The organism is Staphylococcus sp. Marseille-Q5304 (genome assembly GCF_943737015.1).
GTDB lineage: Bacteria > Bacillota > Bacilli > Staphylococcales > Staphylococcaceae > Staphylococcus > Staphylococcus hsinchuensis.
The window spans coordinates 1,343,793-1,359,582 of the sequence record NZ_CALSFP010000001.1 but is presented as its reverse complement, the minus strand read 5'-3'; the positions used below and the strand labels follow the sequence as shown (position 1 = coordinate 1,359,582).

Genomic DNA, 15,790 nt, shown 5'->3' with positions numbered 1-15,790 from the left:
ATTGTATGAGACAGAAATCATTAGATGTCTTAGAATTCGATAAAATTAAAGCACTGGTAGAAAAAGAAGCAATGAGTGATATCGGTGTTGAAAAAATCAAAGCAATGTCACCAGCTACAGATATTAAAACGGTGGAATTTCAGATTAATGAAACTGATGAAATTGCACAAATCTATAATAAACATCGCTTACCAAGCTTAAGCGGTCTATCAAAAATTTCTCACTACATTCACCGAGCAACTATCGGTGGTGTACTCAATGTTCGTGAACTTAATTTAATCAAACGACTTATTCAAGTACAAAATCAATATAAAACATTCTACAATAACTTATTAGAAGAAGATGAAGAAGTTAAATATCCTATTCTAGATGAACGAATGAATCAACTACCGGTATTAACAAATGTATATCAAGAAATTCATCAAAAATGTGATGCCCATGATTTGTATGATCATGCTAGTTATGAATTACAAGGTATAAGAAGTAAGATTTCAACTACGACACAACGCATCAAACAAAATCTTGATAAAATCGTTAAAAGCCAAGCAAATCAGAAGAAACTGTCTGATGCGATTGTCACAGTGAGAAATGAACGTAATGTAATTCCTGTCAAAGCAGAGTATAGACAAGATTTTAAAGGGATTGTGCATGACCAATCTGCCTCAGGTCAAACTTTATATATCGAACCCACTTCTATCGTTGAGATGAACAATCAAATTAGTCGATTAAAAAATGATGAAGCGGCAGAACGAGAACGAATTTTAACAGAAATCACTGCACTTGTAGCCGAAAATGCAGAGGAATGTTTAACGTCTGAATCAATTATGGGACAAATTGATTTCTTAACTGCCAAGTCACGTTATGCACGTGATATTAAAGGTACAAAACCTCAATTTACAGAAGAAAGATCTGTATATTTACCTAAAGCATTTCATCCTTTATTAGATCAAGAAACTGTTGTTGCAAATACGATTGAATTTGCTGAAGACGTTAATACCGTAATCATAACGGGGCCAAACACAGGTGGTAAAACGGTAACCCTTAAAACGTTGGGGCTCATCATTATAATGGCTCAATCAGGTTTGTTAATTCCGACATTAGATGGTAGTAAATTGGGCGTATTTGATAATGTCTATTGTGATATCGGAGACGAGCAATCTATCGAGCAATCTTTATCTACATTCTCATCACATATGAAAAATATTGTAGAAATATTACAAGATGCCAATAAACAAAGCATTATTCTATTTGACGAGTTAGGTGCAGGAACAGACCCAAGTGAAGGTGCGGCTCTTGCGATGAGTATATTAGACTATGTCCAAGAAATTGGTGCACTTGTGATGGCAACAACGCACTATCCAGAACTGAAAGCCTATAGTTACAATAGAACAGGTGTTATGAATGCAAGTGTAGAATTTGATGTAAATAGCCTAAGTCCAACATATAAGTTATTGATGGGTGTGCCAGGGCGTTCAAACGCTTTCGATATTTCCAGAAAATTAGGTTTAACAACTAAAATAATACAAAAAGCCAAATCTATGATTGGTCAAGACGAACAAGAAATTAACGAAATGATTGCATCATTAGAATATAATTCAAAACGTGTAGACGAACAACGCATCGAGTTAGATCAACTATTAAGAGAAGCCCAAAGTGTACACGATGATTTAGCTAAACAATATAGTCAGTACCAGAATTACCAAAAGCAACTCATCGAACAAGCTAAAGAAAAAGCTAATCAACGCGTGAAAACAGCAACTAAAGAAGCGGATACTATATTAAAAGAATTACGACAATTACGTGATAAAAAAGGCGCTGACGTGAAAGAACACGAATTAATCGATAAGAAAAAGCAACTAGATGATCAATATGAAGCGAAATCAATTAAAAAAGAAGTCCAAAAACAAAAATATGATGAAATCAAAGCAGGCGATGAAGTAAAAGTACTCACATATGGACAAAAAGGCGAAGTGCTTGAACTTGTAGATAATGACGAAGCGGTTGTTCAAATGGGTATTATCAAAATGAAATTACCGTTATCAGATCTTGAGAAAACGAAGAAAACAAAACCACAACCAACAAAAATGGTTAAACGTCAAAATCGACAAAGCATTAAAATGGAACTAGATTTACGTGGTTATCGTTACGATGAAGCAATGGTTGCAGTAGACCAATATTTAGATCAAGCTGTGTTGAGTAACTACGAACAGGTTTACATTATTCACGGTAAGGGTACCGGTGCTTTACAAAAAGGTGTGCAAAATCATTTAAAACAACATAAAAATGTGTCATCATTTAGAAACGGCATGCCTAGTGAAGGTGGTTTTGGCGTTACAGTAGCAACGTTAAAATAATAATGAGCAAAGAGGTATGCAGATTTATAAAAAGTCTGTTATAATTTCCTCATCATTTGAATATTAAGGAGGATTGGCATATATGGCACTTGTAAAAGTAACAGATTCAAACTTTGATGAAAATATCCAATCTGGCGTTAAATTAGTAGATTTCTGGGCAACTTGGTGTGGCCCATGTAAAATGATTGCGCCAGTTTTAGAAGAATTAGCAGGAGATTACGATGGTAAAGCAGATATCTTAAAATTAGATGTCGACGAAAACCCATCAACAGCTGCCAAATTTGAAGTAATGAGTATTCCAACATTACTCGTATTTAAAGACGGTGAACCAGTTGATAAGATCGTAGGTTTCCAACCTAAAGAAAACTTAGCTGAAGTGATTGATAAACATCTATAAAATTCATTAAGATTAGCTGGGACATTAATTAAATTAATGTCCCAGTTTTCCATTTTTTAGAAAAAATATTGAGTGTCGATTGAATATCAATATTGAATAAATTACGAAAATGTATGCAAATCTTATAACGATACATATTAAATATTACAATAACCAATTTCAAAGAAAGGAGGAAATTATATGATGGATACGGAAACTCACCAAAAAATAAAGCGAAAATTATCAGTCGTTCCAATGGAACCAGGTTGTTATTTAATGAAAGATAGACAAAATCAAGTCATCTATGTAGGGAAAGCGAAAAAATTACGCAATCGTTTACGATCCTATTTCACAGGTGCACATGATGCTAAAACTACTAGGTTAGTAGGAGAAATCCGCAATTTTGAATTTATCGTTACTTCGAGTGAAACCGAATCTCTACTACTTGAACTAAATTTAATCAAACAATACCAACCTCGTTATAATATCCTATTGAAAGACGATAAAAGTTATCCTTTTATAAAAATAACGAAAGAAAAGCATCCAAGACTTATGGTTACCCGTACAGTAAAGAAAAATAGTGGTAAATATTTTGGCCCGTACCCTAACGCATATTCAGCGCAAGAAACGAAAAAGTTATTGGATCGCATTTATCCATTTAGAAAATGCGATAAAATGCCAGATAAATTGTGTTTGTATTATCATATCGGTCAATGTATGGGGCCATGTGTTTATCCAGTTGATTTAGATAAATATGCCCAAATGACGAAAGAAATAACTGAATTTTTAAATGGTGAAGATAAAACGATTCTTAACAATTTGGAACAACGAATGAATGCTGCGAGTGAAGAGCTTGATTTCGAAAGGGCAAAAGAATATCGTGATTTAATTCAACATATTCAGAATTTGACTAAGAAACAGAAACAAAAAATGACCACAACTGATAATACAGTGCGAGATGTATTCGGTTATAGTGTTTCTAAAGGTTGGATGTGTGTGCAAGTGTTCTTTATTCGTCAAGGCGACATGATCAAAAGAGATGCAACGATGATTCCAATCCAACAAACACCGGAAGAAGAATTTTATACGTTTATTGGACAGTTTTATGATTTAAATCAACATTTATTACCGAAAGAAGTACATGTGCCTAAACAGTTAGATCCAGATGTCATTCAGTCAGTTGTTGATACGAAGATTGTACAACCTGTACGTGGCAAGAAAAGAGAAATGGTCGATTTAGCGAGTCATAATGCTAAAGTAACACTTGAAAACAAATTCGAATTGATATCAAAAGATGAGTCTCGTACAGTAAAAGCAATCGAAGAGCTCGGTGAGGCCATGGGTATTCAAACTCCAATAAGAATTGAAGCGTTCGATAATTCTAATATTCAGGGTGTCGATCCTGTATCAGCAATGGTTTCATTTGTGGATGGTAAGCCGAATAAAAAAGGTTATCGCAAATATAAAATTAAAACAGTAGAGGGCCCAGACGATTATAAATCGATGCGAGAAGTAGTGCGTAGAAGATATACGCGTGTATTAAACGAAGGCTCACCATTGCCAGATTTAATACTCGTTGATGGCGGTAAAGGTCATATGTCAGGTGTTATCGATGTGCTTGAAAACGAGCTAGGATTAGATATTCCTGTAGCTGGTTTGCGTAAAAATGAAAAACATAAAACATCTGAAATCCTTTATGGTGAAAATGCAGAAATTGTACCATTGAAGAAAAATAGCCAAGCATTTTACTTATTGCATAGAATACAAGATGAAGTACATCGCTTTGCAATTACATTCCACAGACAAACACGTCAGAAAACGGGTCTTCATTCTGTGTTAGATACTGTTGATGGTATCGGATCAAAACGTAAGACTAAATTACTGCGTACATTCGGTTCAATAAAAAAGATGAAAGAAGCTACAATTGAAGATTTTAGAGCGAGTGGGCTACCAGAAAAAGTAGCTAAAAATCTGATGGAGGCACTAAAAAAATAGAGATGTGGCAATTTTTTGGCATGAGAATCATTCTCATGCCCAAAAAATTATATTTTAGTGTTACAATAACAAATAACAGGCGTTCTTTTTTTGTTTGTATATGGAAGCGTTTACTAATTGATAAATGTTATCATTTAAAATTTTTAGTTACATGACCCTATATTGCAAACAATTAACGTAGAGATAATATTTATTAACGACATTTCTTTGCAATTACCATACGACATAAACAATTATAGTAACTGAAATTAGTTGAATGAAGTATACGTAAATTACAAATTCAAAGAAAGAACACCAAATAATTTAATTGTTTCACAGGGGGGCTTCCTTTTGGCATATTCGAAAAATCAATTCATGTTAAGACGCTTACATTCATTACTAGGCGTTATTCCAATAGGTGGATTCTTATTAGTGCATTTGCTTGTCAATCACCAAGCAACTAAAGGTGCAGAAGCATTTAACCAAGCATCTGCATTTATGGAATCTTTACCATTCTTAATTGTATTGGAATTTTTATTAATTTACATTCCGATTTTATATCATGCAGTTTACGGTGTACATATTGCTTTCACAGCAAAGGAAAACATTGGACATTATTCTAGATTCAGAAACTGGATGTTCTTTTTACAACGTGTTACAGGTGTTATCACGTTTATCTTTATTGCAATTCACTTATGGCAAACACGTATTCAATTATTGTTTGGTAAAGAACCAAACTTTGATATGATGCACGAAATTTTAACTAATCCATTAAACTTAATTGGATATATTATCGGTTTAATTGCTGTTACATTCCACTTTGCAAATGGCTTATGGTCATTCTTAGTAACATGGGGTGTATTACAATCTAAAAAATCACAACGCGTATTCACATGGGTTTCATTAATCGTGTTTATCGTTGTTTCATATATCGGTTTAAGTGCTACGTTTGCATTTTTATAATTTAAGAAGACATAGTTTTTATATTTAGGGGAGTGACATTTTATGGCAGAGAAGAAAGTTATTGTTGTCGGCGGTGGACTAGCTGGTCTCATGTCAACAATCAAAGCTGCAGAAAAAGGAGCACATGTTGATTTATTCTCACTTGTTCCTGTTAAACGTTCACACTCTGTTTGTGCACAAGGTGGTATAAACGGAGCGGTTAATACGAAAGGTGAAGGTGACTCACCAGCAATTCACTTTGATGACACAGTATATGGTGGGGACTTTTTAGCTAACCAACCACCAGTTAAAGCAATGACTGAAGCTGCACCACAAATCATCCATTTACTAGATCGTATGGGTGTTATGTTTAATAGAACAAACGAAGGTTTATTAGACTTTAGACGTTTCGGTGGTACTTTACACCACAGAACAGCATATGCAGGTGCAACGACAGGTCAACAGTTACTATATGCGTTAGATGAACAAGTAAGAAGTTATGAAGTTGACGGTTTAGTAACAAAATACGAAGGATGGGAATTCCTAGGTATTGTTAAAGATGATGACAATATGGCACGTGGAATTGTCGCACAAAACATGACAAACTCTGAAATCCAATCATTTGGTTCAGATGCGGTTATTATGGCGACAGGTGGCCCAGGTATAATCTTCGGTAAGACAACGAACTCAATGATCAACACTGGTTCAGCTGCATCAATTGTTTATCAACAAGGTGCTATGTATGCGAACGGTGAGTTCATCCAAATCCACCCAACAGCCATTCCTGGTGATGACAAACTACGTTTAATGAGTGAGTCAGCACGTGGTGAAGGTGGTCGTATTTGGACATATAAAGATGGTAAACCATGGTACTTCTTAGAAGAAAAATATCCAGATTATGGTAACTTAGTGCCACGTGATATCGCGACACGTGAAATCTTCGATGTATGTGTAAACCAAAAATTAGGTATTAACGGTGAAAACATGGTGTACCTAGACTTATCTCATAAAGATCCACATGAATTAGATGTTAAATTAGGCGGAATCATCGAAATTTATGAGAAATTCACTGGTGATGACCCACGTAAAGTACCTATGAAGATCTTCCCAGCGGTTCACTATTCAATGGGTGGATTATATGTAGATTATGATCAAATGACAAACATTAAAGGTTTATTCGCAGCAGGTGAATGTGATTACTCACAACACGGCGGTAACCGTTTAGGTGCGAACTCATTATTATCTGCAATCTACGGTGGTACAGTTGCAGGACCAAATGCAATTGACTACATTTCAAACATCGAAAAATCATATACTGATTTAGATGACAGCATTTATGAAAAACACGTTAAAGCTGAACAAGATAAATTCAATGAATTGCTCAATATGAAAGGTGACGAAAATGCCTACAAACTTCATAAAGAGCTAGGTGAAATCATGACAGCAAACGTTACAGTTGTTCGTGATAACAAGAATTTATTAGAAACAGACAAGAAAATCCTTGATCTTATGGAACGTTATAAAAACATCGACATCGAAGATACACAAACTTGGAGTAACCAAGCTGTTTTCTTCACACGTCAATTATGGAACATGTTAGAGTTAGCACGTGTTATTACAATCGGTGCTTACAACCGTAACGAATCACGTGGTGCACACTACAAACCAGAATTCCCAGACCGTAATGATGAAGAATGGTTAAAAACAACGTTGGCATCTTATCAAGGTATACATGAAGCACCTAAATTTACTTACGAACCTGTCGATATTAGTTTAATCCCGCCTCGTAAGCGAGATTACTCTGCTAAATCAAAAGGAGGTAAATAATCATGCCTGAAACTAAAGAAACAAACGAAGTGCAAGACCAACAACAGCAACAACAACCAAAACAAAAATCAATTAAATTAATCATAAAACGTCAAGATAATGCAGAATCAAAACCATACGAAGAGGAATTTGAAATCCCTTATCGTGAAAATTTAAACGTTATTGCATGTCTAATGGAAATTAGACGTAACCCTGTAAACAGTAAAGGTGAAAAAACAACTCCAGTAATTTGGGACATGAACTGTTTAGAAGAGGTTTGCGGTGCTTGTTCAATGGTTATCAACGGTAAAGCAAGACAATCTTGTTCAGCGATCGTTGACCAATTAGAACAACCAATCAAATTAGAACCAATGAGTACGTTCCCAGTTATTCGTGACTTACAAGTTGACCGTTCAAGAATGTTCGACAACTTGAAACGTATGAAAGCTTGGGTACCAATTGACGGTACTTATGACTTAGGTCCTGGTCCTCGTATGCCAGAGAAAAAACGTCAAACAGCTTACGAACTTTCAAAATGTATGACATGTGGTGTTTGTTTAGAAGTTTGTCCAAACGTAACACCTAAAAACGACTTTGTTGGGGCACAAGCAATTTCACAAGTTAGATTATTCAACCTACATCCAACAGGTTCTATGACAAAAGACGAACGTCTAGAAGCTTTAATGGGCGGCGGAGGATTACAAGAATGTGGTAATTCTCAAAACTGTGTGAATGCATGTCCAAAAGGTATTCCATTGACAACATCAATCGCTGCATTAAACAGAGAAACTTCATTCCATATGTTCAAATCATTCTTCGGTTCAGACCATCAAGTAAATTAATAAAAAATATGGAAGTATTTAAAGCGGGAAATCATTATTGTAATGATTTCCCGCTTTTTTATTAAAGATATTCCCATAACGTCTCATTATCATTTTCTAGACACTCTAGGAAATGAGGTATATTTCAAGATCATGGCTCTAACTAGCTACTAAGGTAAATGAGTAATAGAAAATATAAAATAGCATTGGAAGAAAATTATTTTATTCTTTCGGTAATGTTATTTTCGAGTGATTTTTAAAAATAGCTTATAACAGCTTCATCCTATTCAATAATAATTTGAATATAAACATGCTTAATGACGTTCAAAAGTCGACTATGCTAAAATAAAAAACAAGTAATATAAATAAGGATGAAGACGAATGGATAAACCGATTGGAGTTATAGACTCGGGCGTTGGTGGATTAACAGTAGCCAAAGAAATTATGCGCCAATTACCAAATGAAACTATATATTATCTTGGGGATATCGCACGTTGCCCATATGGTCCAAGAGAACCTGAAGAAGTAAAGAACTTTACTACAGAATTGGCTACTAAATTAATGAGTTTTGGTATAAAGATGTTAGTAATAGCATGTAATACAGCCACTGCTGTTGCTTTAAAACATTTACAAGATATTTTACCGATTCCCGTTATTGGGGTAATAGAGCCAGGTGCAAGAACAGCTATTATGACTACAAATAATAAAAAAGTTTTAATTCTTGGTACAGAAGGTACGATAAAATCAGAGGCATATCGTAACCATATTAAAAATATCAATCCTGAAGTTGAAGTCTCAGGAGTAGCATGCCCTGGCTTTGTACCACTCGTTGAAAAAATGAGATATAAAGATCCGACGATAACTAGTATTATTATGCATCAAACTTTAAAACAATGGAGAAATAGCGAAGCAGATACTGTTATTTTAGGTTGTACACACTATCCTTTACTATATCAATACATTTACGAATACTTTGGCGAAGAAAAAGTAGTTATCTCATCTGGTTTAGAAACTGCACGTGAAGTTAGTGCATTATTAACTTTTAGTAATGAACATGCTGGTTACAAAAAACAACCCAAACATCAATTTTTCTCAACAGGTAATACAGAACAAATTGAAAGTATTATACAAGAATGGTTAAACATGACTGTAAAAGTTGAAAGAATAGTATTATAAAGTGAGGAGCGAAATAAATGGAAGATTTAGTTATTGCGTCAAATAATAAAGGTAAAATAAATGAGTTTAAAGTCATATTTCCAGAATATAATGTAATCGGTATTTCTGATCTCATTGAAGACTTTGATGTAGAAGAAACCGGTGAAACATTTGAAGAAAATGCAAAACTTAAATCGGAAGCTGCGGCACGTGCGTTAAACAAACGTGTGATTGCAGATGATAGTGGACTTGAAGTCTTTGCGCTAAATGGTGAACCAGGTGTGTTTTCTGCTAGATATGCTGGAGAAGGTAAAGATGATGATGCGAATATCGATAAGTTGTTAGAAAACTTAGACAATGAATTAGACAGACGCGCTCGTTTCGTTTGTTTAGTAAGTATGAGTGCACCAGGCGAAGAAACGCAATTATTTGAAGGAATTATTGAAGGTGAAATTACTTTAAATAAAATTGGTGAAAATGGCTTTGGTTATGATCCAATCTTTTATGTTGTTGAAAAAAATAAAACAATGGCGCAAATCTCACCAGAAGATAAAAATGAAATTAGTCATCGTGCCAAAGCGATTGAAAAATTAAAAGCTCATTTTAAGGATGATCAATAATGACAAAATGGATTTTAATCAGTGATAACCATAGTGAACAAGGTATTTTATTTGATGTTATAAACGAACATGAAGATGCAGACGTAGCTATACATTTAGGTGATTCTGAGTTTGCTTATGATGATACAGAACTAAGCCATTATAAACGCGTGAAAGGTAATACAGACTTTTACCCGGAATTCCCAAATGAAGAGATTACTGAGAATAACGGTGTTAAAGCTTTTTATACACATGGGCATTTATATAGTGTAAATGCGACAAGAATGAAATTAGCAGAAAAAGCAAAATCATTAGGTTGCCAATTCGCATTTTATGGTCATACACATGTCGCAAAATATGAAAATATCGGTGGCGTACATGTTATAAATCCAGGTAGTATTTCACAATCACGCAGTAATATTGAAGAAACATATGCTGAAATACGCATCGATGAAACAGAACAAAAGGCAACTGTCGTATTCCGTAATAGAGAGCATAAAGAAATTGATAGTGAATCATTTGAATTATAAGTAAATGATTTGAGAAATAATAACTCCCACATCTAACTTAATTTGGGAGTGGGACAGAAATCGAATTTTCTAATGGAGATTTTGTAGTCCCACTCCGACAAGGATGACTAGGATTGAAAAAGCTTGAAATAAGTGCATTCTCAATTCAGACATCTACTGCCAAGTTGATAAAGAGTCTGAAACATTTAGTAAGTGTTCAGACTCTTTTTTCGCATTTAACTTTCTTCGAAATTTTCGTAAATATGATTATTAATCCATTGTTCTAACTGTTCTGTGCTTTCAAATATTGAAGCAGATTCAATTGTTTGAAATTGTCCTTCTTTTAATACACAAATATTTTCAGCTAATTTGAAAATTGTTTCTGTAATGTGACTCGTGAAAATAATAGTATGGTTATGGTCAGCGAGTGTTTTAAGTAGTGTTAAAAACAAATCTTGAGTTTGTGTATCTAAAGCATTAAACGGCTCATCTAGTAAAACAATTGGCGCGTTAACCAATAACATTGCAACAAAATTTAGCTTTTGCTTCATTCCTGAAGAAAATGTGTTTACAGCTTTCTTTCGATCTCCGTCATCTAGTCCAACTTTGTTGAAAGTATGTTTAATTTCAGTTCGCGTTACACGTACTTCATACAAGTTACAAATGAGTTCCACATTTTGTTGAGCGGTCAACTTTTCATAGAAAAATGGTTTGACTGCGATATAAAATATTTGTTTTCTGAGGTTTGTGTTTTCTATTATATTTTTATTGTTATAGTAAATAACTCCTTCAGTTGGCATTATTATACTACTTAATATATTGAGCAAGGTTGTTTTACCTGCACCATTTTTACCAACTATACAATTTATCGTTCCATCTCGAAAGGTTGCATTAACGTTATTTAATACATCATGCTCACTTTCAAAAATTTTACTTATGTCTTTTAATTCTAACAATATTGAAACCTCCTAAATTAAAGTGGTTTAAAGTAAGTTTCTATCGTCGCTGCAATAATTAGCAAAAAAATTGAAACTCCTATAGTGAAGGTGAAAAACTTAATTATGTGACTTTTGGCAGAGTCTTTTTTAATAAACCTATTATAGCCCACTAAAATGATGTAATAAGAAAAGGTCGAAGTGAGTATCAGCACGCATATTTCCAAAATACCATGTGGTACAAGATAAATACATGCATGTAATAATTGATTTGTCTTGAAACAATGCGCAAAAATAAAACCTATCAGTGCACCGTTCAAAAGTAATAAAAACACGTTTGCTAAACCCAATGTTAAGAAACCAAAGGTAGAAATAGAAAAATACAGTAAGTTATTTAGTAAAATATCAATAAAATTTAAGTCATTATTTAGATACATATGACCAAGGTTAATCCCCGAAAAATAATACAACATCACCCCAATTAGAATTCCAATAAAAAATTTAGAGAGACAAACAAGCACGATTTGTTTGAAGTTTATATTATAAATAGAGATCCCTGCTTTCCCATTTTTTAGTAATTGCTTTTTTCGATAATAAAATAAATATAAACAGTGCAATTAACATACAAATTGACCAGCATATCAAGAAAATTAGAATATCTTCATAACTTCTATTTCCAATAAATCCGACTAAAAAGATAAATGCATATGAAAGTGATATACCATCTTTTATTTTGCCAAATAATGTTTCATTTATAATATGTTGATCTTCAAAACTTTCAAATTCAGAGTAATGCTGATGATTAAAATGTGGCGATAGATAAGATGGAAGTAATTCCAAATGTGGAATAAATACCATATTGATTAAAACTACAATTGTAGAAAGTATAGTTAAGTAAAAATCAAAATCGAAAAAAACTAAAACTATGATGATAGTTAAAAGCGCTTCTTTAAAACCTAGTTCTCTGATGACATTGATTTTGGCATGATATAACTTTTCAAAGTTTGTATTACTCATTCTATATAGTGCAATACTCTCTCTTTCAGCGTCGAACCGTAACGTTTTTGTGAAGAAGTCAACACCTGAAGAAAATGCATCCCTTACTATATTGTTGATTAAAATAATAACTATAAAAGCATTAACTAAAGGATGATGATTATATAAACTTAAACAGTAACTACCACCAAAAAGAAACCAAATCGTATAACTGATATAAAAGAATGATTTATGTAACTGACATTCTTCAATATTTTTAAATAAGTTGTTCCATTGGATGTGAGTTAAAACATCTTTCCTATTAAATAATATAGGTAAACTTTGGGGTTTAATTGATTTAATAAATTCATGATCGTATCTGTACCAAAAGCCAATCTTTTGTCGAAAAACTAAATAACCCAACAATATAGAAAGAATTAAAAGTTCAATCGTTGCAATTAAATTAAATTTATAAAAAATAAAATGAGGTGAAATTGTATTAAGGATATGTACAGTATGTATATGAATCTCTGTTAAACTGTTTTTTAAATTTGAGTAATACTTGGGCCAAGAAAAAAAAGTTTTGTTATGTGCAGTTTGAATAATAAATTGAATAAATGGTTTAGCGATGAAATTAACAAAAAATTGACTCACGTAAAATCCGATAATAGAAAATAAAAAGCCAATAACTATGTTTAGTATAAGATATTGAAAACTAAACAACCTCTTCATACTTTTAACTTTAAGATTGATATAAAGGACTTGCACGATAAAAGAAATAATTAGAAATAGGGAAATGCTAGCAATAATTTTTAAGATATTGATAAATGTGTCGTGACTTGCTATCGAAATACCTAAACCTAATGCAAATATATTTACATATGTTGGTGATTTTTTTATTGCGTCAGTAATAAAAATGAGTAAAAATAACGACTGATTTGACAGTTTGGTTCTATACAACAATTCTTTATCCATAGGATCTATCATTATCATAGTTCTTGAATAAATAGGTAAAAAAACAATAGATAGAAATGTAAATAATAGGTAATAAAATAACAATTCAGTCATATTATGTATAAAACTGCTACCAAGCACTAAGCCTAAGCTCAACATACCTATAGTCGATATGAATAATGAAAGGACGAATAAAAGTTTGTATAGTTCTCTAATCTTTTTGTATTTTATAAATTCAAACTTACGCTTTACATAATAGGAAATATTAAAGATAATATACCTTTTTAAAATGTAACCCATATAAAACTCCTTTAAAAATGATAAGAGACCTTCTAATTCTATATTTACATAGAAGACCTCAATATTAGTTATATTATATATTTTACCAAGCAATCGCTTTTTTAATGCCATAGCGCTTAACGAATTTTACAATTGCAACTCTTCCAATAACAGAAATTGCTGTTGCCACACCACCAGAAAATACTACGCCGGCAATTTGAAGTGCAGTCCAAATATTATTACCGTGAATTAAAGCATTAATGAATGATTTCACAGTGTTTTTTGAAATACCAGTCCATCTAATTTTTTTGTACAATTCAAACATCATTGATCCCTCCTTTCTTCAAAGTAAGTATATGCATCCTCATTTTAAAAGTAAATATACTCCGCTCATTAGTAATAAAAATATATAGTAAATTTATTTTAGTTGATATAAAAATAATTGAAACTATGATAAATTAATGTGGGAGGTAATTAAAGTTGAGGTGAAAATATGAAGAAATTTATTTTATTAATTTCTGTAGTTTTGATTTTAAGTGGTTGTGATTATTCAAACGAAGAAAGTCATAACGATTTCTTTTACCGTACGTTCGTTGCACCGATGGATGCCACATTGCATTATATAGTCAATATTTAAATAACAGTTATGGTTTGGCGATTATTTTACTCGTTATCATAATGAGGATAATATTTTTACCATTCATGTTAATAAGCGTTAAGAATATGTACTTTAATAGTGAAAAGAAAAAGAGATTAAAACCAGAATTAATAAAAATTGATAACAAGATGAAGTCTGCAGATTCTTTCAAAGAAATGATTAAATTAAAAAAGGAAAAACATAAGCTTTATAAACTGCACCAAATTAGTTATGCGAAAAATGCTTTTACATTTATATCGATTATTTTGCAACTACCCATAATTATAGGTCTATTTTTTGCATTAAAGTACCCACATTATAGTGAGAATTTGTCACACACACAGTTTCTTTGGTTTTCATTGAAAGAACCAGATTTTTATATTGCGTTACTTGCAGGTTTTTTTAAATTCACACAAACATTATCGAGTTTACTTACAGAGTCTAAACAAGAACGACAATCAAAGCAGTTCACTCTATTATTAACACCAACTATTTACATATGGTGGGGCATGATATTCCCATCTGCAATTGGTTTATATTGGATTGTTAATTCTGCTTTCTTAACTATACAAATATATATCGCATACATAGTTTATTCGAAGAAAGCCAAGAGAGAGGTTTCTAGATCAATCTCATAACCATTATGATTATGAATATTGTAATAGAATAAGGAAATATTGTTCATGTTTTTATCAACGATATTTATGTATTAAAAGGGTTCACCTAATTTTAGTATCAATAGTAAAGTTAATATTAAATACTGGAGGTTCAATTTATTGGAAAATTCTTCTTTGCCTTTCGCAAAACACTTTTATAATTTAAGACAACATCGTAAATGGGCATTAAAATTATTAATATTTATTATACTTACTATTTTGTTAACTGTTGTAACTACAATGGGTTTAGATTTTGATAAGACATTACAAAAAAATGATATTGTTGGTAAAGATTTGGACAATGCAAAAAACATCATGATGTATGGTGCGATTATAGGTGGTATATTTTCTAGTTTGGTATCACTTTTAAGTATTTTTATACTCATAGTTATTATTTCTAAGATAGCGAAATATGAAGTCTCAGGAACGAGTATTTTCTCGGCTGCTATTTTAAAATCCATTATTATTACGATATTTAGTCTGGTTTTCATTACTATACAGTTAGTTTTCGGTTTATCCTTAACGGATTATACAATTACAAGCTTAAATATTTTTGATAAAGGAAATAAAATTTTAGGTGCAATCAATTTACAAACTATACTATCTGCCTATCTATTCGGACTAATTTTATTTGCAACGTGTAGATTTAGTAAAAAAACATCTCTCATCTTTGGTATTTTGTATTTAATTATAAGTATGGGACTAGCTATTTTAGGAGCTTCATTCAATTAATATAGCTTGCATAACTCGGATTAAGTTATTTTTATTTTAATGTTGATTACCTCCTGTTTTGACAATTAATATGAAATAAAAATAAA

Annotated in this window: 16 protein-coding genes; 12 read left to right on the top strand and 4 right to left on the bottom strand. The window is 32.3% G+C overall.

Annotated features, from left to right (window positions below):
- Window positions 1–5: 5 nt before the first annotated feature.
- The 9 genes from NGI30_RS06750 (at window position 6) to NGI30_RS06710 (ending at window position 10,557) form a co-directional block, all read left to right on the top strand.
- On the top strand, window positions 6–2,354 hold the full coding sequence (locus NGI30_RS06750; RefSeq protein ID WP_251516197.1) for an endonuclease MutS2: 2,349 nt from the start codon (window positions 6–8) through the stop codon (window positions 2,352–2,354).
- 82 nt (window positions 2,355–2,436) lie between these two features.
- The gene (gene trxA, locus NGI30_RS06745) at window positions 2,437–2,751 is read left to right on the top strand and encodes a thioredoxin (RefSeq protein WP_251516200.1); all 315 of its coding nucleotides are present in this window, start codon (window positions 2,437–2,439) and stop codon (window positions 2,749–2,751) included.
- A gap of 183 nt (window positions 2,752–2,934) precedes the next feature.
- Window positions 2,935–4,725 carry an excinuclease ABC subunit UvrC gene (gene uvrC, locus NGI30_RS06740; protein ID WP_251943948.1) on the top strand — a complete coding sequence of 597 codons (1,791 nt, stop codon included), beginning with the start codon at window positions 2,935–2,937 and terminating at the stop codon, window positions 4,723–4,725.
- A 330-nt stretch (window positions 4,726–5,055) separates the two neighbouring features.
- The gene (locus NGI30_RS06735; RefSeq protein WP_251516203.1) at window positions 5,056–5,667 is read left to right on the top strand and encodes a succinate dehydrogenase cytochrome b558 subunit; all 612 of its coding nucleotides are present in this window, start codon (window positions 5,056–5,058) and stop codon (window positions 5,665–5,667) included.
- A gap of 42 nt (window positions 5,668–5,709) precedes the next feature.
- Window positions 5,710–7,473 carry a succinate dehydrogenase flavoprotein subunit gene (gene sdhA / locus NGI30_RS06730; RefSeq protein ID WP_251943129.1) on the top strand — a complete coding sequence of 588 codons (1,764 nt, stop codon included), beginning with the start codon at window positions 5,710–5,712 and terminating at the stop codon, window positions 7,471–7,473.
- Between the two features lie 2 nt (window positions 7,474–7,475).
- Window positions 7,476–8,294, top strand: a complete 819-nt coding sequence (gene sdhB, locus NGI30_RS06725; protein ID WP_251516208.1) for a succinate dehydrogenase iron-sulfur subunit — start codon at window positions 7,476–7,478, stop codon at window positions 8,292–8,294.
- Between the two features lie 360 nt (window positions 8,295–8,654).
- Window positions 8,655–9,449, top strand: a complete 795-nt coding sequence (racE, locus tag NGI30_RS06720) for a glutamate racemase (protein WP_251943127.1) — start codon at window positions 8,655–8,657, stop codon at window positions 9,447–9,449.
- 17 nt (window positions 9,450–9,466) lie between these two features.
- Window positions 9,467–10,048 carry an XTP/dITP diphosphatase gene (locus NGI30_RS06715; RefSeq protein WP_251516214.1) on the top strand — a complete coding sequence of 194 codons (582 nt, stop codon included), beginning with the start codon at window positions 9,467–9,469 and terminating at the stop codon, window positions 10,046–10,048.
- Window positions 10,048–10,557 (top strand): YfcE family phosphodiesterase, encoded by a 510-nt coding sequence (locus tag NGI30_RS06710; RefSeq protein WP_251516217.1) that lies wholly within the window; start codon window positions 10,048–10,050, stop codon window positions 10,555–10,557. The genes NGI30_RS06715 and NGI30_RS06710 overlap by 1 nt, the downstream gene beginning before the upstream one ends.
- Before the next feature lie 215 nt (window positions 10,558–10,772).
- Here NGI30_RS06710 and NGI30_RS06705 read toward each other — a convergent pair whose 3' ends face one another.
- From NGI30_RS06705 to NGI30_RS06695, 4 genes are all read right to left on the bottom strand, one after another.
- Complete coding sequence (locus NGI30_RS06705) at window positions 10,773–11,492, bottom strand: ABC transporter ATP-binding protein (RefSeq protein ID WP_251516220.1); 720 nt, start codon at window positions 11,490–11,492, stop codon at window positions 10,773–10,775.
- A 17-nt stretch (window positions 11,493–11,509) separates the two neighbouring features.
- Window positions 11,510–11,992 (bottom strand): stage II sporulation protein M, encoded by a 483-nt coding sequence (locus tag NGI30_RS11455; RefSeq protein ID WP_353505253.1) that lies wholly within the window; start codon window positions 11,990–11,992, stop codon window positions 11,510–11,512.
- Between the two features lie 19 nt (window positions 11,993–12,011).
- The gene (locus tag NGI30_RS06700) at window positions 12,012–13,433 is read right to left on the bottom strand and encodes a hypothetical protein (RefSeq protein ID WP_251943125.1); all 1,422 of its coding nucleotides are present in this window, start codon (window positions 13,431–13,433) and stop codon (window positions 12,012–12,014) included.
- 349 nt (window positions 13,434–13,782) lie between these two features.
- A complete protein-coding gene (locus tag NGI30_RS06695) occupies window positions 13,783–14,007 on the bottom strand; it encodes a putative cyclic bacteriocin (RefSeq protein WP_251516226.1) in 225 nt (74 codons plus the stop codon).
- Between the two features lie 165 nt (window positions 14,008–14,172).
- On the opposite strand from NGI30_RS06695, the gene NGI30_RS06690 reads away from it, so the two are divergent.
- The 3 genes from NGI30_RS06690 to NGI30_RS06680 all read left to right on the top strand — a co-directional run bounded on the left by NGI30_RS06690 (window position 14,173) and on the right by NGI30_RS06680 (window position 15,704).
- Window positions 14,173–14,316 (top strand): lipoprotein, encoded by a 144-nt coding sequence (locus NGI30_RS06690; RefSeq protein ID WP_251943123.1) that lies wholly within the window; start codon window positions 14,173–14,175, stop codon window positions 14,314–14,316.
- A 14-nt stretch (window positions 14,317–14,330) separates the two neighbouring features.
- The gene (gene yidC / locus NGI30_RS06685) at window positions 14,331–14,954 is read left to right on the top strand and encodes a membrane protein insertase YidC (RefSeq protein WP_286009866.1); all 624 of its coding nucleotides are present in this window, start codon (window positions 14,331–14,333) and stop codon (window positions 14,952–14,954) included.
- A gap of 138 nt (window positions 14,955–15,092) precedes the next feature.
- On the top strand, window positions 15,093–15,704 hold the full coding sequence (locus tag NGI30_RS06680; RefSeq protein WP_251516232.1) for a hypothetical protein: 612 nt from the start codon (window positions 15,093–15,095) through the stop codon (window positions 15,702–15,704).
- Window positions 15,705–15,790 lie beyond the last annotated feature (86 nt).